This window comes from Acinetobacter sp. G11, from assembly GCF_049808495.1.
Classification (GTDB): Bacteria; Pseudomonadota; Gammaproteobacteria; order Pseudomonadales; family Moraxellaceae; genus Acinetobacter; species Acinetobacter kookii.
Window position 1 is genome coordinate 34,882 of the sequence record NZ_JBNCAT010000015.1, and the last position, 22,088, is coordinate 56,969.

At 43.0% G+C, this 22,088-nt stretch carries 22 protein-coding genes; 7 read left to right on the forward strand and 15 right to left on the reverse strand.

Features of this window, described 5'->3' with window-relative positions:
• The first annotated feature begins 73 nt into the window (after positions 1-73).
• Positions 74-781, forward strand: a complete 708-nt coding sequence (gene crp / locus ACPUEY_RS07575; protein WP_092818482.1) for a cAMP-activated global transcriptional regulator CRP — start codon at positions 74-76, stop codon at positions 779-781.
• Positions 782-965: 184 nt separating this feature from the next.
• A complete protein-coding gene (locus ACPUEY_RS07580; RefSeq protein ID WP_425121693.1) occupies positions 966-2,015 on the forward strand; it encodes an NADP(H)-dependent aldo-keto reductase in 1,050 nt (349 codons plus the stop codon).
• A 129-nt stretch (positions 2,016-2,144) separates the two neighbouring features.
• On the opposite strand, the gene ACPUEY_RS07585 is transcribed toward ACPUEY_RS07580, so the two are convergent.
• The 7 genes from ACPUEY_RS07585 to ACPUEY_RS07615 all read right to left on the reverse strand — a co-directional run bounded on the left by ACPUEY_RS07585 (position 2,145) and on the right by ACPUEY_RS07615 (position 9,474).
• Positions 2,145-2,921: a M48 family metallopeptidase gene (locus tag ACPUEY_RS07585; protein WP_261183036.1), complete on the reverse strand. Its 777-nt coding sequence runs from the start codon at positions 2,919-2,921 to the stop codon at positions 2,145-2,147.
• 113 nt (positions 2,922-3,034) lie between these two features.
• Complete coding sequence (locus tag ACPUEY_RS07590) at positions 3,035-3,343, reverse strand: hypothetical protein (RefSeq protein WP_092818485.1); 309 nt, start codon at positions 3,341-3,343, stop codon at positions 3,035-3,037.
• A gap of 191 nt (positions 3,344-3,534) precedes the next feature.
• On the reverse strand, positions 3,535-4,854 hold the full coding sequence (locus tag ACPUEY_RS07595; RefSeq protein ID WP_092818486.1) for an adenylosuccinate synthase: 1,320 nt from the start codon (positions 4,852-4,854) through the stop codon (positions 3,535-3,537).
• 70 nt (positions 4,855-4,924) lie between these two features.
• The gene (locus tag ACPUEY_RS07600) at positions 4,925-6,091 is read right to left on the reverse strand and encodes an ATP phosphoribosyltransferase regulatory subunit (protein ID WP_425121694.1); all 1,167 of its coding nucleotides are present in this window, start codon (positions 6,089-6,091) and stop codon (positions 4,925-4,927) included.
• Positions 6,092-6,542: 451 nt separating this feature from the next.
• A complete protein-coding gene (locus ACPUEY_RS07605) occupies positions 6,543-7,418 on the reverse strand; it encodes an alpha/beta fold hydrolase (protein ID WP_425121695.1) in 876 nt (291 codons plus the stop codon).
• A 313-nt stretch (positions 7,419-7,731) separates the two neighbouring features.
• Positions 7,732-8,049, reverse strand: coding sequence for a hypothetical protein (locus ACPUEY_RS07610; protein ID WP_409976756.1), 318 nt, complete (start codon positions 8,047-8,049; stop codon positions 7,732-7,734).
• 396 nt (positions 8,050-8,445) lie between these two features.
• Positions 8,446-9,474 (reverse strand): type I glyceraldehyde-3-phosphate dehydrogenase, encoded by a 1,029-nt coding sequence (locus tag ACPUEY_RS07615; RefSeq protein ID WP_425121696.1) that lies wholly within the window; start codon positions 9,472-9,474, stop codon positions 8,446-8,448.
• Positions 9,475-9,906: 432 nt separating this feature from the next.
• Here ACPUEY_RS07615 and alaS point away from each other — a divergent pair, with 432 nt between their 5' ends.
• The 3 genes from alaS (at position 9,907) to csrA (ending at position 14,458) form a co-directional block, all read left to right on the forward strand.
• Positions 9,907-12,600: an alanine--tRNA ligase gene (alaS, locus tag ACPUEY_RS07620; RefSeq protein ID WP_425121697.1), complete on the forward strand. Its 2,694-nt coding sequence runs from the start codon at positions 9,907-9,909 to the stop codon at positions 12,598-12,600.
• 65 nt (positions 12,601-12,665) lie between these two features.
• Positions 12,666-13,946: an aspartate kinase gene (locus ACPUEY_RS07625; protein WP_092818491.1), complete on the forward strand. Its 1,281-nt coding sequence runs from the start codon at positions 12,666-12,668 to the stop codon at positions 13,944-13,946.
• Positions 13,947-14,194: 248 nt separating this feature from the next.
• Positions 14,195-14,458 carry a carbon storage regulator CsrA gene (gene csrA, locus ACPUEY_RS07630; RefSeq protein ID WP_092818492.1) on the forward strand — a complete coding sequence of 88 codons (264 nt, stop codon included), beginning with the start codon at positions 14,195-14,197 and terminating at the stop codon, positions 14,456-14,458.
• Positions 14,459-14,518: 60 nt separating this feature from the next.
• On the opposite strand, the gene rnhB is transcribed toward csrA, so the two are convergent.
• Together rnhB and ACPUEY_RS07640 are read right to left on the reverse strand one after the other, a co-directional pair.
• Positions 14,519-15,097: a ribonuclease HII gene (gene rnhB / locus ACPUEY_RS07635; RefSeq protein ID WP_092818493.1), complete on the reverse strand. Its 579-nt coding sequence runs from the start codon at positions 15,095-15,097 to the stop codon at positions 14,519-14,521.
• 72 nt (positions 15,098-15,169) lie between these two features.
• A complete protein-coding gene (locus ACPUEY_RS07640) occupies positions 15,170-15,556 on the reverse strand; it encodes a hypothetical protein (protein ID WP_092818494.1) in 387 nt (128 codons plus the stop codon).
• 231 nt (positions 15,557-15,787) lie between these two features.
• On the opposite strand from ACPUEY_RS07640, the gene ACPUEY_RS07645 reads away from it, so the two are divergent.
• Positions 15,788-16,342 (forward strand): cytochrome b, encoded by a 555-nt coding sequence (locus ACPUEY_RS07645; RefSeq protein ID WP_092818496.1) that lies wholly within the window; start codon positions 15,788-15,790, stop codon positions 16,340-16,342.
• A gap of 78 nt (positions 16,343-16,420) precedes the next feature.
• On the opposite strand, the gene ACPUEY_RS07650 is transcribed toward ACPUEY_RS07645, so the two are convergent.
• The 5 genes from ACPUEY_RS07650 to yaaA all read right to left on the reverse strand — a co-directional run bounded on the left by ACPUEY_RS07650 (position 16,421) and on the right by yaaA (position 20,800).
• A complete protein-coding gene (locus ACPUEY_RS07650; RefSeq protein WP_228143238.1) occupies positions 16,421-16,780 on the reverse strand; it encodes a hypothetical protein in 360 nt (119 codons plus the stop codon).
• 85 nt (positions 16,781-16,865) lie between these two features.
• On the reverse strand, positions 16,866-17,867 hold the full coding sequence (locus ACPUEY_RS07655; protein WP_425121698.1) for an adenosine deaminase: 1,002 nt from the start codon (positions 17,865-17,867) through the stop codon (positions 16,866-16,868).
• A 76-nt stretch (positions 17,868-17,943) separates the two neighbouring features.
• Positions 17,944-19,266 carry an NCS2 family permease gene (locus ACPUEY_RS07660; RefSeq protein WP_092818498.1) on the reverse strand — a complete coding sequence of 441 codons (1,323 nt, stop codon included), beginning with the start codon at positions 19,264-19,266 and terminating at the stop codon, positions 17,944-17,946.
• Positions 19,267-19,642: 376 nt separating this feature from the next.
• Positions 19,643-19,873, reverse strand: a complete 231-nt coding sequence (locus ACPUEY_RS07665; protein ID WP_425121699.1) for a hypothetical protein — start codon at positions 19,871-19,873, stop codon at positions 19,643-19,645.
• A gap of 144 nt (positions 19,874-20,017) precedes the next feature.
• Positions 20,018-20,800 carry a peroxide stress protein YaaA gene (gene yaaA / locus ACPUEY_RS07670; RefSeq protein ID WP_425121700.1) on the reverse strand — a complete coding sequence of 261 codons (783 nt, stop codon included), beginning with the start codon at positions 20,798-20,800 and terminating at the stop codon, positions 20,018-20,020.
• 123 nt (positions 20,801-20,923) lie between these two features.
• On the opposite strand from yaaA, the gene ACPUEY_RS07675 reads away from it, so the two are divergent.
• Positions 20,924-21,556, forward strand: a complete 633-nt coding sequence (locus ACPUEY_RS07675; protein WP_092818501.1) for an alpha/beta hydrolase — start codon at positions 20,924-20,926, stop codon at positions 21,554-21,556.
• A gap of 111 nt (positions 21,557-21,667) precedes the next feature.
• On the opposite strand, the gene ACPUEY_RS07680 is transcribed toward ACPUEY_RS07675, so the two are convergent.
• The gene (locus tag ACPUEY_RS07680; RefSeq protein ID WP_092818502.1) at positions 21,668-22,045 is read right to left on the reverse strand and encodes a hypothetical protein; all 378 of its coding nucleotides are present in this window, start codon (positions 22,043-22,045) and stop codon (positions 21,668-21,670) included.
• Positions 22,046-22,088 lie beyond the last annotated feature (43 nt).

Sequence of the window (22,088 nt, forward strand, 5' to 3'; positions counted from 1 at the left end):
CAGCTCTTCTGTGTGACAAGTTCACTTTAGGTCTTGTGCGATCTATTAATTATCCATATTCGGAACCGTTAGCATGACTTCAAACTTTTCACAACTTAGCACTGATGCACTGTCTCCAGGTCAACTTCCAGAGTCAGTGAAAGCATTATTAAAACGTGCCTATATAAATCGTTATCCAAAACGCACTGCAATTGTAGATGCAGGCTCAGAATCAAAATCGCTTTATTTGATTTTAAAAGGTTCAGTTTCCATTATTTTACGTGAAGATGATGAACGTGAAATTGTGGTTGCTTATTTGAATGCTGGAGACTTTTTTGGGGAAATGGGTCTTTTTGAAGCAAATCCACAACGTACTGCAGAAGTTCGTACACGCGACGTATGTGAAATTGCCGAAATCACTTATGAAAACTTCCACGAATTAAGCAAACAGTATCCAGATCTGAGCTATGCCGTATTTGCCCAGCTTGTACGTCGCTTAAAAAATACGACTCGTAAAGTGACTGACCTGGCATTTATTGATGTATCTGGCCGTATTGCACGCTGCCTGATTGACCTTTCTTCACAACCAGAAGCCATGATTTTACCAAATGGCCGCCAAATCCGTATTACCCGTCAGGAAATTGGCCGTATTGTGGGTTGTTCGCGTGAAATGGTCGGCCGTGTCCTAAAAACACTGGAAGAACAAGGCATGATCCAGACCGATGGTAAAGCCATCCTGATTTATGATGTTTCTGCTGAAGAAAATGATGCGTCTTTAGAAGACGAGGATGATGAAGAATAAATTTTCTTCCATTCACCCTAAAAGCAAATCCTGAGATTTGCTTTTTTTTATGTCTATATTTCTGAGCTGTTCTTTTTAAATTTTTATGACAACTTTAAAACAATTCATGATTTAACGCCGATCCGAAAATCAGTTAGCCTAGTGCACGATTTCAAACTTGATAAAAATTAAAGGATCCACCTTTATGCGACTCAAACCTTTAGCCAACACCGGGATTCTGCTTCCTGAAATTTGTTTGGGCACCATGACCTTTGGCGAACAAAATACCCAGGCAGAAGCCTTTCAACAGCTTGAATATGCTTTAGATCAAGGGTTATTTTTCTGGGATACGGCAGAAATGTATCCGGTACCGCCAAAGCCTGAAACTCAAGGAGCAACTGAAACCATCCTGGGCAACTGGATTGCACAGCGTGGTCAGCGCGACCAGCTGTTCATTGCTTCAAAAATTGCCGGTCCTTCACAAGGTGGCAGCCATATCCGTGACGGCAAAACCCGCTTTACTGCAGCTGAGATTAGCTCGGCACTTGATGGTTCCTTAAAACGTTTACAAAGCGATTATATCGACCTGTATCAGTTACATTGGCCACAACGCCCAACCAATTTCTTCGGAAAATTGGGTTATGGCAATACAGAAGCACAAAACCAGCAGCAAGTCACCGCCTTAGAAGAAACCTTAAGTGCCTTAAGTGATGAAATAAAAAAAGGCCGTATCCGTTATATCGGGCTGTCCAATGAAACCCCGTGGGGAACTTTAAAATTTTTACATCTGGCTGAAAAATTAGGCCTGGAAAAATTTGTCAGCGTACAAAACCCTTATAGCCTGCTGAACCGAACTTATGAAATTGGCATGTCTGAAATTGCCCATTATGAAAATGTCGGCTTACTTGCTTACTCACCTCTCGCTTTTGGTTATTTAACCGGTAAATTCCGTCATGGCGCTCGTCCAGCTAATGCACGGGTCACCCTATTTTCCCGTTTTAGCCGTTATAGCAATCCTGAAAGTGAATGGGCAACCGAACAGTATGCTCAGCTTGCAGAACGGCATGGTTTAACCCTGACCCAACTGGCATTGGCATTTATCAAGCAGCAATTCTTTGTGACCAGTACCATTATTGGCGCAACCAATCCGGATCAGCTTAAGGAAAACATCCAGGCCTTTGAAATTGACTTATCTGCTGAAATTTTACAGGGTATTGAAGATATTCACCGCCAGCAGCCGAATCCAGCACCATAGATATTTCGCCGTAACTCATTAAGGTGAAGTGTTGCTTCACCTGCGTCAAATAACTTATATTCTTTAAAATCAAAAAATTTGCGTACAAAAAAGGATGCAATAAGCATCCTTTTTTTGCTTAACGACTGATTAACGTCTGTTATAGATGGCTTGAGCAGCTGGCAAGTTTTTACGCATTGCTTCAATACGCTGACCATTTGAAGGGTGAGTCGACAGGAATGATGTACCTCCCGCACCTTCCAACTTGTTCATTTTTTCCCAAAGCGTGATTGCGGCTTGCGGATTATAACCGGCACGCGCCATCAACATCAAACCACCTTGGTCAGCACGGCTTTCAAGGCTACGTGAATAGGGTAAACCCACACCCACCTGTGCACCTAACTGAGCTGCTGCTGCACCCAATTGACTGACATTATTGCCTGCATAGCCCAAACCAATGTTTAACGCCAGGTCTGTTAAAGCCTGTGCACCAATTTTTTGTTTGGAATGTTCTTCCAAGGCATGCACCATTTCATGGCCCATCACCGCTGCAATTTCAGCATCGGTCAGATTTAACTTATTTACAATACCAGTGTAAAACACCACTTTACCGCCTGGTGCCACATAAGCATTGATCTGGTCTGACTTCAGCACAGCCAATTGCCAGTCGAACTTTTGGCCTGTCTGGTTGATTTGGTCGCCATAAGGTTTTAGACGTAAAAATACCGAATTAATTCGCTTATAAGTCGCAGATGAAGTATCTAAGGTTTTATTGGCACTCGCTTCCTGAACAGTCTTATTAAAGCCCTGCGCAGCAGTAACATTTAATGTGGATGAGTCTGCCCCTGCCATGTCCGCTACAGTAGTACAACCGGAAATCGTGATTACACTTGCTGCACACAAACTTAAAATCAGCTTGCTGTTCATTATAATAATCTCCACCTTGAAAATAGATATCTCTTTTCAAGAGATTATATGAAATAGTGGATAATCTTTAAATTAATATTATCTCCACAATCATATCATTTATGTAAACAGGCTTATTTAAGAAATTGAAAACTAAGCCAATAAATTAAACACAAAACATTCAGCCCTAAATATATCTGGCAAAGTGGTTTAATTTTCTGTTCCAGTTGTTCATTTTTGCGCTTAAAAAATAAAAACGCATTTTGAATAAGCACGACCGGAACCAAAATACATGCAACGATGACACTTAATCCAATGAACGCCGCATTAATAATTGCGGGATCCTGTGTTTGTGCCTGAATAACCAGCATGGCAATCGTCGGTGCACCACCCATTGCAAACAGTAATGAATAAAACATCGTCGCTGATATATTTTTATGCATCATGCACAACCTTGTATTTGTTTTATATTTGACATTCTAGCAAGTGCAAGTGAATTAAACAGTATGCCTAGATGCAACTTTAGTCTGGCAAAACAGTCTGCATACTGGTCGTAGATATATTTTCTAAATAAAACGGGCACAAAAAAGCCCCACAATTGCGGGGCTTTTTATACGTCCTGATTCTTGGCAGATTAAGCTTCGAATGGATGGCGAAGAATAATTGTTTCTTCACGGTCTGGACCAGTTGAAATGATGTCGATTGGACATTCAATCAATTGCTCAAGACGTTTTACGTAGTTAAGTGCAGCTTCTGGTAACTGATCAATTGATTTAGCACCAAAAGTAGACTCAGACCAGCCTGGCATGGTTTCGTAGATTGGCTTTAAAGTTTCGAATGCAAGCGCATCAGAAGAACCTACGCAACCAGAATCAGCAGCTTCGTAACCGACACAGATTTTCACTTCTTCTAAACCGTCAAGAACGTCAAGTTTAGTCAAGCAGATACCAGAAAGTGAGTTTACTTCTACTGAACGGCGAAGAATTTCAGCATCGAACCAACCACAACGACGTTGACGGCCAGTAGACGCACCAAATTCTGAACCTACAGTACCCAAGTGTTTACCGATTGCATCACCAACATCGTTCGCAGCATCGTAAACAAGTTCAGTTGGGAATGGACCAGCACCTACACGTGTTGTATAGGCTTTAGTGATACCCAATACATAGTCAAGGTGCAATGGACCAAGACCAGAACCAGAACTTACGCCACCAGCAGTCGTGTTTGAAGACGTTACATACGGATATGTACCATGGTCAACGTCAAGAAGTGAACCTTGAGCGCCTTCAAACATGATGTTATCACCGTTTTTACGGTATTTATGAAGTTCACCTGTTACATCCACAACTAATGGAGCAACAACTTCACGCCATTGGTCGCAAAGAGTAAGTACATCTTCAAGATTAATCGCTTCTACACCGTAGAATTGAGTCAACTGGAAGTTGTGGTATTCAAGAAGCTCGGTAAGTTGAGCTTTAAGATGTTCACCACCACGTACCAGGTCAGCAACACGAATTGCACGACGTGCAACTTTATCTTCGTAAGCGGGACCAATACCACGGCCAGTTGTACCAATTTTTGCATTGCCACGTTTTTTCTCACGCGCTTGGTCAAGTGCAATATGGTTTGGAAGGATTAATGGACAGTTTGGAGAAATACGTAAACGTTCACGTACTGGCACGCCTTCTTTTTCAAGAATATCCATCTCTTTAATCAGCGCTTCCGGTGAAAGTACAACACCGTTACCAATTAAGCACAGTACGTTTTCACGTAAAATACCAGATGGAATGAGGTGTAATACAGTTTTCTTACCACCAACCACAAGAGTATGACCTGCGTTGTGTCCGCCTTGATAACGAACGACCGCTGCCGCTTGATCTGTGAGCAGGTCGACGATTTTGCCTTTACCTTCGTCGCCCCATTGGGTACCGAGTACCACAACATTCTTGCCCATAATAGCCTCATTGCATCATGCTGTTAAAATAGAAAACACAACTGAATGACATGAACATCCAGTTCTGCGATTAAATCGGTTCGACTGTCCACTCACCCGCCTTGTTCACCAACTGGTGAGTCGCAAACGGAATCGAGTTTAAATCATCATTACCTAATAACTGAATCACACTTAAGCCTTGTGCACGCAGAGCAGCGATCGCCTCAAGCAATGCTTTGTCTGTACCTTTCGGTGCAACCACTTTTTGAACCTGTTTGAACTGACCTGCACTGAGTGCATATAAGTCACAAGAGAAGCCTGTTGCCGGGCGCGCGCGTCCAAAATGTTCGCCAATGCCGTCATAACGACCACCTTGAGCCAGCGGTGCTGCACGGTTTGGCGCATAAACGGCATACATTAAACCAGTGTGGTAGTGATATGAACGAAGTTCTACAACATCAATACCAATATGCAAGTCTGGCCAACGTGCCTGAATTTCAGATCGGGTCGTTTTTACTGCATCAAATGCCTGTTTAAATGCCGGGTCTGCAATAATTTCAGCACTGAGGTTGGCTTCTAAGGCATCCAAATCACTTGAATAGCGGCCTAGTGCATAAAAATCTGCACCGAATTTTAATTCTTGTGTAAATTCAGCCAGTTCAGGCAAGGCTTTGCGCTGGTAAAGATCCGAAAGCTGATTTTCTTCCGCCTTGGTTAAACCAGCGTGTTTAACCAGACTGCGGAACAAGCCCACATGACCTAAATCCAGATGGATGCCATCCGCAAAGCTTGCTGTTTTCAATAAGTTGAGCATCACGTCAATCATTTCGACGTCAGCATCAATACTGTCTGAACCAAAAAGTTCCGCACCCAGTTGTAGCGGTGCACGCGTGGTATTAAAACCTTGAGGCTTGGTGTGTAAAACCGTGCCAGCGTAGCAATAACGCGCTACACCTTCGACCGGATATACATGCGCATCGATACGGGCCACTTGCGGTGTCATATCGGCACGCACACCCAGCAAACGGCCAGAAAGCTGGTCGATGACTTTAAAAGTGGCTAAGTCTAAATCTTGATTCGATTCTGAAAGAGAAGAAAGAGATTCGATGTATTCGATAAATGGCGTGTACACCAGCTGATAACCTCGAGATGCGAGGAAATCCAATGCTTCACGGCGCAAAGCTTCTATTACTTGCGCTTGTTCTGGTAATACATCAGCTACACCATCAGGTAATAACCATGTCTCTGAAATGGGCATGTTGTAAACCTAAATACTTGTCAGCGCGGAAGTAATCCGCATAAAAAAATCGGGAGCACACCCGATTTCTCCTAGTCTAGCACGATCATCTTTACTGTGCATCAGACTTTTGCATAAAAGATGTGATTCATTGCCAATTAAATAATTTTTATACTTTGACTCTATCTCGCGACTTTAAAATCAATAATAAGTTAGCTACTCCAGGCGCCGGGATCACGTTATTTTGTCTGGATTAACATCAGAAATACCCCTTCTATTTTGCAATATAACTGGTCACTCTCCATGCTTGTGATGAATATTCATGTTACATGGGGAGCGCTAACAAGCACATCGCGCTCGAAGACTTTTTAGAGGGAATCTAGAAAACCCAGAAGCAGAGCATTGAGCACATCGCGCGCTTCCTGCTGAAGCCAATGACCAGCCTTTGGGATGACTTGAACTACTCTCAAAGCTAAGACAGTAAAGATGGCATTGCATTGATGATGTCTTTCATCCCAGGAATGGCGAGTCCGGTATCTCGCTCACCCACGAGATACATGGCGGGCACATTAACATGCAAGCCTTGAAAAGCAGCTTCTGATTCCCAGTTTTGGTCTAGGTTGCGGTAGTAATTCAGGCCGCCGCGAAAGCCACTTTGCTCGAATGAGCGCACAAATAAGGTAAAATCGTCGGGACCAAGCCAAGCTGGTAGGGTTTGAGGGTCAGGCAGCATGGCGAGCAGTCCGCCAGAGCGAGGAACCATTCCAAACGGATTCGGTGTTTTCGGATCATCACGCGGGCCTGCATCCCCTGAAGCGGCAAAGTATATTTTTCGCAGGGTTGCAGCAACATTGGCTTCCAGCTCACGCTCCGCAAGCCCCGGTGATGCAAAGTAATGTGTGTAGAACCAGGCATCGGAAGTTTGTGGGAAAAGCTTGCTGGGTAGCATGGGTGCACGTCCCATCATAGGCACGCCCAGTGCCGCGACCGCACGAAATCGTTCTGGCCGGATAAGTGCTGCTTGCCAAGCTATTATCGCACCCCAGTCCCCTCCAACAATGACGGCTTGCTTCTCTCCAAGCACATCCATAAGAGCGACCATGTCACCGATCACTTGCAGCACCGTATACGCGCCGACTGCCTCTGGCCGGTCGCTACCCCCATAACCACGGAGGTCAGGTGCGACAGTACGGTAGCCTGCAGCGGCTAGTGCGGACAACTGGTTACGCCATGCATGGGAAGTTTCTGGAAATCCGTGACAGAACAGGACCAACGGGCTCTGACCTTTTTCTATCAGATTCAAGCGTATGCCATTTGCTTCAACCCGGCGATAAGAAGGTACAGTCATGTTGCTTTCTTTTCAGGTGAACCTATGCTGTTCTGTAATATCTATCTGACACGTATCCTGCGCTATGTTTGACTCAAAAATAAAACACTCAGCAATAAGCAATGCCAAATTATAGAAGTTGTGCCCGGCAGCGTGCTGAACTCAGTCATTGCAGCATATTTGGTCAATAACAACCCCGCGAATATGATTGCTATTGTCATTATCCTGTTGGCAGCATCACGTTTTTCTTTATCACCTACGCTGGCCATAAGTATGGCATCCGCAGTAATTTTAAGAATGCTACGGGCATAAAGCTTACCTTTAAATTTTCAAATTAAAGTGAGGTTTTGTCGGTTGAATGAACCGTTTTTGCCAACAGCCCAATCAATTCGGCATTTTGGGATTCCACCTGACTCAGTTTAGTCGTGGTCTTATCAATCACTTCTTGCTGAATATGCATTTTCTTCGCCAGGTCCTGCATAATTTCCAGGGTTTTTTTAAGGTTTTCTTCCAGATGAATCACTTTTGTTTCCAATTGTTGATTCAATTGAATTTCACTGAGGGCAGCACCTTGATTGGTAAATTGTGCCCAAATCAAAAAGATCACTGCTATGGCTAAAAGGAAAATAAATCCCCAGATAAATATCAACATAGGTACGCTGCTCGTGTTATTGATTGATGACTGATCTGTGTCATGAATCGATGGGATTAAATTTCAAAAGCTTATAATTTTCATATAGTAATCGAAAAGTGATTATAAAATTAACCGTGCTTAGATTTATATTTATTATAAGCATCATTATAAGTCGACTTCGGGTCGGCAATTCACTGCCACTGCTAAATCATCAAATAAAATGTAACTTCATGGCAGCCTATTCATCCTACTGAAACCTGCATCTTTACTCAAGAATTAACAAACCATTCGAACAAATTAATAATAATTGAGTTACAGGTCGCATTATTTACCCCAGACGCTATAAAACCCCATGCCTTTCAAAAGTAAGCAAGATGAAAAATCCATCTTGCACTCTCTTTTAAACAAGGCCCACTATTTATGGGTAAAGGATTCGCAGAGGTCCAGCAAGCGATTCGCATAACCCCATTCATTGTCATACCAGGCAAAGACTTTGGCCTGATGTCCCACCACCATAGTTTGACTTAAATCCACGATGAGTGAATAAGGCGAATGGTTAAAGTCTGAGGAAACCACCGGTTCATCGGTAACATCCATAATTTCCGCATAATCCTGACGTGCCGACTTGATCAGGATCTCATTGATTTTATGTGCTGTGACATGCGACTGCGCAACAAAAGTGAGGTCAATGGCAGCTACATTAATGGTCGGTACGCGTATGGAATAGCCATCTATACGCTCTGCCATTTTTGGCATCACCCGTTTTAATGCCCCCAGCGCCGAAGATGTGGTTGGAATAATGTTATGTCCCGAAGCACGGGCACGGCGTAAATCGCGGTGGGCATGATCCAGCACCGACTGATCTGCCGTCACTGCATGAATTTCTGTCATCAATGCCGTATCAATGCCAAAAGCATCATCAATAATTTTAACCAAAGGCACCAAGGCCTGCGTGGTGCAGGATACACTGGAAATAATCTGGTCTGTGGCTTTGACTTCGTGATGGTTGACCCCATACACAATGGCCGCATCCACCGTATCAAAAGGCGCAGCACCAATAATGACCCGTTTTGCCCCTGCGTGAATATGCCCTGTGGCTGCTGCACGCGAACGGAATAAACCGGTACATTCCAGCACCACATCAATATTTAGGTCCTTCCAAGGCAGGCTTTCAGGCTGTTGCTGACCAAAGACCTGTACCTTTAATTGCGCCAGACCTGCAGAAATGTGCAAAAAAATCTGTTCATCCTGTAAAAGCACTTCAACCTTGCCCTTAAAGCGCCCATGAGTGGTGTCATATTTAAATAAATGCACCAGTGTTTCTACATCTGCAATATCGTTAATGGCCACGATATCAAAATGAAAATCCTTAGGATTTTCAAACCAAGCCCGTAATACATTGCGACCAATTCGCCCGAAACCATTAATGGCTACTCGTTGCATCAGATATCCTTAACTCTTGGGTAGATGTAAACACAGCTCTATGTTAATGGATTTTAACCAGATACCGATACCATTTATGCTGTTCTATGCATGAAATATCTGGCAGCAAGGGTTTTAGCCTGCTGCTTTTAAGCTTATTTTGCCTCAAAATTTATTCAGAGAAGGCTGCATCAAAATATTTACTTCACTTTTCATTTATTTTATATCCTATACCTAAGGCAGAATTCGGCTGATCAATTGAAGGCCAGAAAGCCAAATACCGCTTAAATAGAATTGTGATTAATTCGCCTTAAAGTGATTGGTGCATGCGGCTTTTTCCGTTATACTTTAGCGTTTTAAAATTTTAAGCCAGTATCTCAGGCCAGCTTTATAAAAGTAAGACTTGCTTGACATGCTATTAGCCAAATACAAGATTTATGGAGTGACTTGGTTGTGAGTACTCGTTTTATGACATCAGCTGAAATTCGCGAAGCTTTTTTAAGCTATTTTGAATCGCAAGGGCATACACGTGTCGCGTCGAGTTCTCTGGTTCCTGCCAACGACCCAACATTATTATTCACCAACGCTGGGATGAACCAGTTTAAAGACTGCTTCCTGGGTCTTGAAAAACGTGATTATGTGCGTGCAGTGTCATCACAAAAATGTGTACGCGCAGGCGGTAAACACAACGACCTGGACAACGTCGGTTATACCGCACGTCACCACACATTCTTTGAAATGTTAGGCAACTTCTCTTTTGGTGATTATTTCAAGCGTGATGCGATCAAATTTGCCTGGGATTTTTTGACCAATGAGAAATGGTTAGGTCTGCCAAAAGACAAACTCTATGCCACTGTTTACCATACCGATGACGAAGCATTCGACATCTGGAACAAAGAAATTGGTTTAGATGCGTCTCGCATCATCCGTATTGGCGACAACAAAGGCGGTCAATACGCATCGGACAACTTCTGGGCAATGGGTGATACCGGTCCTTGTGGTCCTTGTTCTGAAATCTTCTTTGACCATGGCGATCACATTTGGGGCGGCCTGCCGGGTACGCCTGAAGAAGATGGCGACCGTTTCATCGAGATCTGGAACAACGTATTCATGCAGTTCAACCGTACTGCGGATGGTGTATTGCACCCTCTTCCAGCACCATCTGTCGATACTGGCATGGGCTTGGAACGTATTTCTGCAGTATTGCAACACGTTAACTCAAACTACGAAATTGACCTGTTCCAGCAGTTGTTAAAAGCTGCGGCTGAAATCATTGGCCTAGATACCACTGAAATTGAAGCTGCCGCAAAAGCAGCAAACAAACCTGTTGACTACCCTGCTTCCCTTAAAGTGGTGGCTGACCATGCCCGTTCATGCTGCTTCCTGATTGCAGATGGCGTGAACCCGTCGAATGAAGGCCGTGGTTATGTGCTGCGTCGTATCATCCGTCGTGCAGTGCGTCACGGTAACAAACTGGGTGCAACCGGTTCGTTCTTCCACAAAATGTTGCAACCTTTAATCGAAGCAATGGGTGCCGCATACCCTGAACTTGCGGCTAACCAGGCACGTATCGAAGCACAACTTTTAAAAGAAGAAGAACAATTCGCGAAAACTTTAGAGCAAGGTCTGAAATTGCTTGAAGGCGAATTGGCTCAACTGAAAGGTTCAGTGATTCCAGGCGAAACCGTTTTCAAACTCTATGATACTTACGGCTTCCCGACTGACTTAACCGCTGACATCGCACGTGAACGCGACCTCACGATTGATGAAGCTGGCTTTGAAGTTGAAATGGCGGCACAACGTCAACGTGCACGTGATGCAGGCAAATTCGCCATCGACTACAACAGCATTGTAAAAGTTGAAGGTGAAACCCAGTTCGAAGGTTACGAAGCCACTCAAGCTCAAGGCCAAATTGTTGCAATCTATAAAGATGGCGAACAGGTTGATGAAGTGGTTGAAGGCGATGAAGCACTGATTGTATTGAACCAGACACCTTTCTATGCAGAAAGCGGCGGTCAGATTGGCGATACGGGTATTTTCAAAAACGAGACCGGCATCTTCGAAGTTCAGGATACCAAGAAATCTGGTGGTGCATTCGTACACCAAGGTATCGTGACTATGGGTAGCTTAAAAGCCGCTCAATCTGTTGAAGCAATTGTTAAAGCAGACATCCGTGAAGCAACTGCACGCAACCACTCTGCAACACACCTGTTGCATGCTGCCCTTCGTCAAGTGTTGGGTTCTCATGTACAGCAAAAAGGTTCACTGGTTGCATCTGACATTTTACGTTTTGACTTTGCCAATGACCAACCTGTTTCATTCGAACAACTGCAGGAAGTTGAGCGTCTTGTTAACCGTGAAGTGATTGCCAACACCGCCGTTTCTACCGAGCTTCTCGACATCGAATCTGCCAAAGCAAAAGGTGCAATGATGCTGTTCGGTGAAAAATATGGCGATGAAGTTCGTGTACTTTCCATGGGTTCAATCATTGAAGATAAAAACTTCTCGATCGAACTGTGTGGCGGTATTCACGTGAAACGTACCGGTGACATCGGTCTGTTTAAAATCACTTCTGAAGGTGGTGTAGCGGCAGGTGTACGTCGTATCGAAGCGGTAACGGGCACAAAAGCGGTTGAAGTGGTTCAAAAAGCCGACCGTGATATCAACACCATCAACGGTCTGTTAAAAGCACAAAAAGAACAAACCATTGAGAAAGTTGAAGCGCTGGCAGATACAGCATCCAGCCTGCAAAAACAGATTGAACAGCTCAACCAGAAATTGGCAAACTTCCAGGCAGCTGAACTTTTAAGCCAAGTTCAAACTGTGGCTGGTCGTCAAACATTGATTACCACTGTGCAAAACATGGATGCGAAATCGCTTCGCAACCTGCACGATGGTGTAAAATCTAAATTAGACAATGCAGTGATTGTACTTGCGGCTGTAGAAGGTGATAAGGTCAGCCTTCTCGCTTCTGTAGCAAAAGACTTTACTGCAAACATTAAAGCAGGTGACATCATCAAACACTTGGCAACCGAGCTGGGTGGTAAAGGTGGTGGCAAACCTGACTTGGCACAAGGTGGCGCGCCACTTAACGAGAAGTTTGCGACAGTGATGGCAGATTTGACTGCTTGGCTTGAAGCAAAATAAAACTTCACCTTTTGTGTAACTGACCCTGACCGGAAAATCAGGGTCATGGTTTATATGGAACAACTATGGCATTAATCGTTCAAAAATATGGCGGTACCTCTATGGGTACTCCCGAGCGCATTTTAAATGTTGCTCGTCGTGTAAAGCGCTGGCATGACCACGGCCACAAGGTGGTGGTGGTTGTATCGGCAATGAGTGGCGAAACCAATCGCCTGCTTGCTTTAGCGAAGGCCATTACCGAAACCCCTGATCCACGCGAATTAGACCAGATGGTGTCTACGGGTGAACAGGTTACGATTTCTATGTTAGCGATGGCGCTTAACTCGATTGGAGTAGAAGCAAAATCACTGACTGGCCGCCAGGTTGGCATTAAAACCGACAGCGCATTTAATAAAGCCCGCATTGAGTCTATTGATACTGACGTACTCACTGAAAACCTGGATGCAGGCCGCGTACTTGTAGTTGCCGGTTTCCAGGGCTTTGATGAACTGGGCAACACCACAACTTTAGGCCGTGGTGGTTCAGATACCTCTGGTGTGGCACTTGCAGCTGCACTTAAAGCAGATGAATGCCAGATTTATACAGACGTAGATGGTGTTTATACCACTGACCCACGCGTTGCACCAAAAGCGAAAAAAGTTGATCGTATTTCTTTTGAAGAAATGCTGGAAATGGCATCACTGGGTTCGAAAGTCCTGCAAATCCGTTCAGTTGAATTTGCTGGAAAATATCAGGTGCCTTTACGCGTATTATCAAGCTTCGATAACGATGATGATGGCGCATTTGACGAAGACTTCAAAAACAACGTCGGAACTCTTATTACTACTGAATTGGAAGACAACATGGAACAGCCAATTATCTCTGGTATCGCGTTTAACCGTGACGAAGCAAAATTGACTATCTTGGGCGTGCCTGACCTGCCTGGTATTGCATCCAAAATCCTGGCGCCAATCGGTGCAGCGAATATTGAAGTCGACATGATCATCCAGAATGTGGAAGAAGACGGTACCACTGACTTCACTTTCACGGTCAACCGTGGCGAGTTTGCTAAAGCAAAAGCAATTCTGGAGCAAACTGCGAAAGAAATTGGTGCACGTGAAGTTGCGACCCGTTCAGACATCGTTAAAGTATCGATCGTAGGTGTAGGCATGCGCTCACATGCTGGCGTGGCAAGCAAAATGTTTACTGCTCTAGCTGAAGAAGGCATCAACATCCTAATGATTTCAACGTCTGAAATTAAAATTTCAGTAATCATTGAAGAAAATTATTTAGAGCTTGCTGTGCGTACTCTTCACACTGCTTTCGGTTTAGACCGTGAATCTGGTGAATCAAGCGCACGTGCTTAAATATGTAAAGTAACAAATCTGGTCATTGTTGGACAGAATTTGCGAAATACTACAAAAAGAACAGAGCCACTATAGTTTTTTTTATAGTGGCTCTGTTATATTTGTAACCGAGGATTTTGAAAATATTAACAGAATTATTTTGTGTCAACTTTTTGACAGAGCGTTCTGATAATATTTCTATGGTACTAAGGTTGTGTTTTTAACTTTTAAAATCAATTGCACGTTTAGCGTTTTGCAAGGAGATAAACATGCTGATTCTAACCCGACGTGTCGGTGAAACATTAATGATTGGGGACCAAGTCAGTGTCACTGTGCTTGGCGTAAAAGGTAACCAGGTTCGTATTGGCGTAAATGCTCCAAAAGAAGTATCTGTTCATCGTGAAGAAATTTACCAACGAATTCAACATGAACGCGCTATGCATGAACATCTGCAACACCTGGATCAGGATTATCAACCTTCTTTTGAAGAAGATAATTTCCCACAAAATATCCAGAACGACTTTAATCGTTAAACCGTTAAAGGTTGTTCTAATATAAAGCGGCTATATAGCCGCTTTAAATTTATCTGCTGCTTATTTTTTTTCCAGCAAGGCCAACGCCTTTTTAACCGGTGCATAACTACGGCGATGCTGATCAATCACGCCATGCTCAGCAATCGCCTCAAAATGGGCTTTGGTTGGATAACCCTTATGTTTGGCAAAACCAAAATGCGGATATTGCTGATCCAGCACCACCATCTCACGGTCACGTGTCACTTTTGCCAAAATACTGGCCGCTGAAATTTCTGCATGCAGCGCATCCCCACCGACCACCGCATCACAGCTCATGCTTAAGCCTTGTGGAACTTTATTGCCATCGACCAGTACATGTTCTGGCTGAAGCTGCAAAGCCTCTACAGCGCGACGCATAGCCAATAAAGAAGCCTGTAGAATATTGATCTGGTCTATTTCTTCATGGCTCGCTTCAGCAATGGCCCAGGCCAAGGCTTTCTCCTGAATTTCTATGAATAATTTTTCACGCTTTTTTTCAGTGAGTTTTTTAGAATCATTTAAACCTTCTATCGGATTATTGGGATCTAAAATAACTGCAGCCGCAACCACCGAACCCACCAGAGGGCCACGCCCCGCTTCATCTACACCCGCAATTTTCATCAATACTTTACCTACAAAAAAAGAGGCTGAATAACATCAGCCTCTTTAATTTTAACATGAATTAAAGCTGTATTAGTTCATTGCTTCAGCAACACAAGCATTAATGGTTTTAGTCACTGCATTTGAAACAATAGTATTACGTGCAGCCGGATCAATTGCAGCTGTCGCCAAATCTACTGCCGTTACGTTTTGCGGTGCTTTTTCACTGACACAACCACAAATTTCGGTCTGAATATTTTGCTTTTGAGTTGCGGTCATTAACTTGGTTGCATTTTGCCATGCCGGAATAGCATTCAACTCGGTGGTACATTTTGCATTAATTGCAATTTTAATTGCAGTCATACCAAGTTGTTGAGTTGCCGATTGTGTTGTAGGCGCTGTGCCGGTTGTGGTATTCGTTGACACACAAGCAGTTAAAGCCAAAGCAAGAGGTACCAGGACAGCAATTATTTTTTTCACAGTTAATCCTTGAGTCTAAAATCTGTTGAGCATATTTTGCCGAAACTTTTCTCAGGAAGAAATCTATATTTCAATTGAATTTTCCACACTCGGATGATCTGCTTAAAAAACCTGCATACACTCAGTGTTGCAAGAAGCACACGCTTCGTTCCATATCCATCATTTTCAAATATGGGCTTTTTGATTAGCATACCCAGAATTAAGAATGATATATGGATACATGGGTATAACATGAAAAATACCTCACAATACTATACGCGTACGGCACAAATGCTGCATTGGCTCATGGCTGCTATTTTTATTGCGGCATGGTGCATTGGCTTTTATAGCGGAAATTTTCTAAGTTATGATGTCGATGGCAGCTTTAAAGGTCAGGTCATTACCTTACATAAGAACATCGCCACCACCATTCTTTTTCTGGTTATGATTCGCATATTCTGGCGCTATACCCACCCTGTTCCAGCGCTACCCGACAGCATGTCACCGCTCATGAAAACTTTTGCACATCTGGGCCATTTCGCTTTATATCTCATGTTACTTGCCCTACCCATTACCGGCTGTCTATTTAGCTGGAGTGCGGGACATCCGGCACCTGTATTATATTTATTCGAAATTCCACGTTTGGTTCAGGACGATCCCGATCTTTTAGCCATCGTGAAACCTGTACACATTTATTTGTCCTGGTTTGCAGGCTTACTTGTCATCGGTCATATTGCCGCGGCATTAAAACATCATTTCATTGATAAAGATAACATCTTGCGCAGCATGACCCGACAAGCAAAATAATCAATGTTGTTACCATAAAAAAGCCGCACTAGTGTATCACGGATGCGGCATTTTTATTGTGCAATTTATCAGGCTAAGCTATTTCAAAGCATCTTGGGCACAGCCTTTTACGCTATTGATCACCGCCTGTTTAATCAGACTATTCTTTGCAGATTCATTCATCGATGCCATAGCCAGTTCTTTGGCCGAGATATCCTGCAATGCATGCTCACCAACGCAACCACAAATTTGTTTTTGTGCTGTAGTTTGCTGCCCTGAACTCATAAACAAGGCTGAGGATTGCCAGACTTTTGAAGCATTTAATTCACTTTTACAGCCTTGCTCGATCACCGGTTTCAACATCTTCTGGGTGAAAGTAGAATTTTTATCCGTTGCAAAAACCGGTACAGAACCAGCCAGCAAAGCGACAGCAAATAGCCAGCAAAAACTCTTTTTCACATTCGACCCTAATATTTAACCCGTGATTATTCAGCAGCCCCATACATGAATCCGCTGAATCAGAAACATATGTCAAGATGCTCAATTATGCTAAAGCATCAATTTCCTTCGCCCATTTCTGCTTTTCAGCAGCAGGAATAAAGGAGGCTTCAAACGAATTTTTTGCCAATTGCTTCAACTCATCATTTGACAGGTTTAAAGCTTTGGTAATTGCAATGAAATTATCATTCATATAACCGCCAAAATAGGATGGATCATCTGAATTGACTGTTACATGCACGCCCTGTTGCAATAAACGGCGGATATTGTGCTGAGCCATATCATCTACCACACAGAGTTTTAAATTACTTAAAGGACATACGGTTAAAGGCATTTTCTCTGCAATCAAACGCTGCATCAGCATTGGATCTTCTTCTGAACGCACACCATGGTCAATCCGGTTCACTCTCAGCAAATCCAGTGCTTCCCAGACATATTCAGCCGGACCTTCTTCGCCAGCATGTGCCACCACCAAAAAGCCTTCTTCTCGCGCTTTGGCAAACACACGTTCAAATTTAGATGGTGGATGTCCCACTTCACTCGAGTCCAGCCCTACTGCAATAATTTGCTCTTTAAAAGGTAAAGCCTGTTCCAGAGTTTGAAATGCCGCTTCTTCACTTAAATGGCGCAAGAAACACATGATCAAATGCGAGCTGATACCCAATTTGCTTTGTGCATCATCACAGGCACGTTTTAAGCCCTGAATCACCGTTGCAAAAGCAATGCCACGATCGGTATGAGTCTGCGGATCGAAGAACATTTCGGTATGAACCACATGGTCTTCAGCACATTTTTCAAAATATGCCCAGGCCAGATCATAGAAGTCCTGTTCATGGATCAGGACATTCGCACCTGCATAATAAATATCCAAAAAAGATTGCAGATTATGAAAGTTATAAGCCTGTTTTACTTCCTCAACAGATTTATACGGAATATCAATATGATTGCGTTGAGCAATCTCGAACATCAGCTCAGGCTCGAAAGTCCCTTCAATATGGACGTGTAACTCTGCCTTTGGCAGGGCTTGAATAAGCTCAAGTTGATTCATATCTTATCCTTATAAAATTTTTCAAAAATAAAAAAGGGTGCAAACCGAGTTTACACCCTATTCTGAATGGGGTGAATTAGCCGCCAAATACAGCAAATTTCAATGCCCAAAGTGCCGCAACAATCCAGACCATATAAGGCACAGTTTTCGCTTTACCTGTGAAGAGCTTGATTAATGCATAGCTGATAAAGCCCATCGCGATACCATCGGCAATTGAATAGGTAAATGGCATGCATACGATGGTTAAAAAAGCAGGAACAGCTTCCGTAATATCATCCCATTCAATGTTGACGATACCCTGAATCATTAACACACCTACAAATAATAATGCAGGTGCAGTAGCAAAACCTGGAACCGATTGCGCCAAAGGTGCCAGGAATAAGCACAGCACGAACAACACGGCAACAACCACAGCAGTCAAACCGGTACGGCCACCAGCCGCAACGCCCGCAGACGATTCGATATAAGGCGTAGTTGATGAAGTACCCAATGCCGCACCCGCCACAATTGCGGTCGAGTCAGCAAACAGTGCTTTTTTCAAACGTGGTAATTTGCCATCTTTTAACAGACCCGCACGATGTGAAACCCCCACCAGCGTACCCGTCGAGTCAAACAGGTCGACCAGGAAAAATACAAAGATGACACCAATCAGGCTGGCTGTGAACAAGCCTTCAAAGTCCATTTGCAGGAAAGTTGGAGCAATCGATGGAATGGCCCCTACAACACCTTTAAACTCGTTCAGTCCCATTGCCGTAGCAATCGCGGTAATCACCAGAATACTGATAATGATTGCCCCACGGACTTTAAAGTGATGCATCACCACAATCATCAGGAAGCCAAGCAAGGTCAGCAATACCGTCGGTTGTTTCAAGTCACCCAAGCCAACAAGCGTTGCCGGATTGTCGACAATAATGCCTGAATTCTTTAATGCAATCAGTGCCAGGAATAAGCCAATCCCCCCGCCTATCGCAAATTTCAGCGACATGGGAATAGCATTGACAATGGCTTCACGGATTTTAAACATACTGATTGCAATAAATACCAGACCGGAGACAAATACAGCAGCCAGTGCAGTTTGCCAAGGTACACCCATGCCCATACACACAGAATAGGTAAAGTAAGCATTCAGGCCCATACCAGGCGCAAGTGCAATCGGATAATTCGCAATCAGTCCCATAACCAGACAGCCAATTGCGGCTGCGAGACAGGTTGCAACAAAGACAGCCCCATGATCCATGCCGGTTTCGGATAAAATCATTGGATTGACAATAATGATGTAACACATGGTTAAGAAAGTTGTTACACCTGCAAGAACTTCTGTGCGAAAACTGGTTTTATTTTCACTCAGCTTAAATAAGCGTTCAAGCATATGCTCTGAAGATGGATTAGGAGTCGTCATGACTTTACCCCTGTAAGTAAACTTTATGCCGTCAGCACGCTACAAAATTAATGATCCGTTTCTCAAATCACCATTAAGTTTATAGATGCCAGGCAATGGATATTTAAAAATTTCCTTTTAAAAACAAATATTTTGCACAATTTCTCATTCAGTTCGATACAACCGGATCGCAAAAATTGTAAACAAAAAAGCCGCATAACTTTTATGCAGCCTACATAGATAAAATAAATCAAATACTTACAATATAAATATAATGATTCAATTAAAATCTTGGCAAATTATAACACAATGCTTTTTTATTGTTTTTAAAATTTATTTTGAATTAATCTTCAATAAGATAACAATATTTTTCAAACCTATAGTAAAAATCCTGAGGCTAAAACTGGCTAGATTTCACATGTAAAGGCCCTGCAGAAGGGGTTTTTGCAGTTTCCAGCGGTTCTAGAACCATATTATTTGGATTCGTTTCAACAGTTTTCAAAGATTGATGAGCATCCTGAATCAATTGATCCATTTCCTGTCTTTTTTTCATTTGATTGTCGTGATAAACCCCATATCCCAGTAAAACCACAGCAAAAATAAGGGTGGGAACTAATAATTTTTTCATCATAATTTTTTATTGTTCATCATTTCTCATGATGTTAACAAACGTACACTAAAATATAATGATAAAATATTTCAAAATCCTGTTTATTTTTGAGCAATAAAAATCCCGAAATTTATCGGGATTTTTACCTCGTTATTCTCTCATTTAAGCGGCTTGCTGCTCGTCACGCTTAAAGACCAGCTCACCTTTTAGCGAACTGTCCGCATCAAAATAGTAACCATCCATATTAAATGATTTTAAGTCCTCAGCACGTTTTGCCTGGTTTTCAATGATAAAACGTGCCATTAATCCACGTGCTTTTTTTGCATAAAAACTAATCACCTTGTATTTGCCATTTTTCTGGTCCAGAAAAACCGGCTTAATAATCTCGGCTTTAATTTTGCCTGGTTTGACTGACTTGTAATATTCATCCGAAGCAAGATTCACCAATAGATCTGAATGCACCTCGGCTAAATCCTGGTTAATCAAATCGGTAATGATATTATCCCAAAAATCATAAAGATGATGACCACGTGGATTTTCAAGCTTGGTTCCCATTTCCAGGCGATAAGGCATCATCAAATCCAGAGGACGCAACAGGCCATACAGTCCGGACAGCATTCGCAAATGCTGCTGTGCATATGCAATATGCTGCTCATTCAGCGCATAGGCATCCAGTCCGGTATACACATCCCCTTTAAAGGCAAATAAAGCCTGTCGTGCATTAGAAAAATTGAATTCCGGTTGCCAGTCATTAAAACGCTCGACATTTAAATTGGCGATTTTTTCACTCACACTCATTAAATTAGCAATCTCGGTCGCAGAAAGATGACGACTCACATTTATAAGTTCTTGTGAATGTTTCAGCAATCTTGGCAGTGTATGTGCATCGGTTGGAAGTACAGATTCGTAATCTAAAGTCTTGGCAGGAGAAATTAAGGCGAGCATGAATAACCTGTTCAAAAAACAATTAAACAGACTATAACAGTAGCGTTGTGTTATTGCCAATGTGTGTTTTTACTGGGTCTTAGCGCTAAAATAACCGATTCTTCTGTCATAAGTCGGTTTTACATGTCCGAGCAAATTTTCCTTCAAGGTCCTGCAGGTCAGCTGGAAGTTTTTGTTGATTATCCACAGGGTGAAGTGAAAGGATTCGCGCTGGTATGTCATCCCCATCCGTTACAAGGCGGAACGCCACAGCATAAAGTTCCAGCGCTACTTGCGCAGATGTTTCTTGAGCGTGGCTGTATGGTTTATCGCCCGAGTTTCCGTGGTTCTGGCCAGAGTACGGGTGAGCACGATAAAGGCCATGGTGAAACCGATGATATTCTAGAAATCATTCAACAGATTCGCTGCAAGCATATTAGCCTGCCTTTTTATGCGGGTGGCTTTAGCTTTGGTGCCCATGTCATGGCAAAGTGTTTTCATGCCTTGCCCGATGAAATTAAACCCAAACAGTTGATTTTATGTGGACTACCTACTGCGACAGTTGCAGGTGTGCGTCATTACGTCACCCCCCAGATTAAAGGAGATATTCTGTTCCTGCATGGTGAAGCTGACGAAGTGACCTTATTGTCCGACTTGATTGAATGGGCCAAACCGCAGCGACATTTACTCACCATCTTGCCCGGCGCAAATCATTTCTTTACTGGATATTTAAAGCAATTACGGGTGGCGATCTCCCGCTTTCTTGTAGATGAATAAACTTACAATAGCAGCATAGAGCATCCATTTATATGGGGTTTCTGCATAGCTTCAAATAAAAGAGGAGGCTTAGCCCTCCTCTTGATTTATTCATGTGGTCAAAATAAATATTTAACCCTTCCATGTAAAGCCACTAAAAGATTCATCTTCTTTTAAGGTATTTTCTACTGCTTGGGCCAATTGATTCAATAAACTTTGTTCCGTAATACGGTCTAGCCAATCCTGATCTTCAGCTGGGTAAGAAGTAATCTCACAGACCAGGTGCCCTTCTGCATCACGACTCTGGCAGGTGACCGATAATGGCAAGGATTGATTGTCTACACTTACCGCAACCTGATCACCACTTTGCGACAAGGTCTGAAAACCGTATTGACCCAGTTCTTTAGACAATAAGTCCGCAACATATTCCTGAGTCACATGACAGTCATTCGGTTGCTGTGACACATGACTATGCTTTTCACAGTTTGCAGTAAATTGTAATTTTCTCATCTGTGTATCCAAAGGCTTTCTTGTTGTATGGTTTTAGCATAAG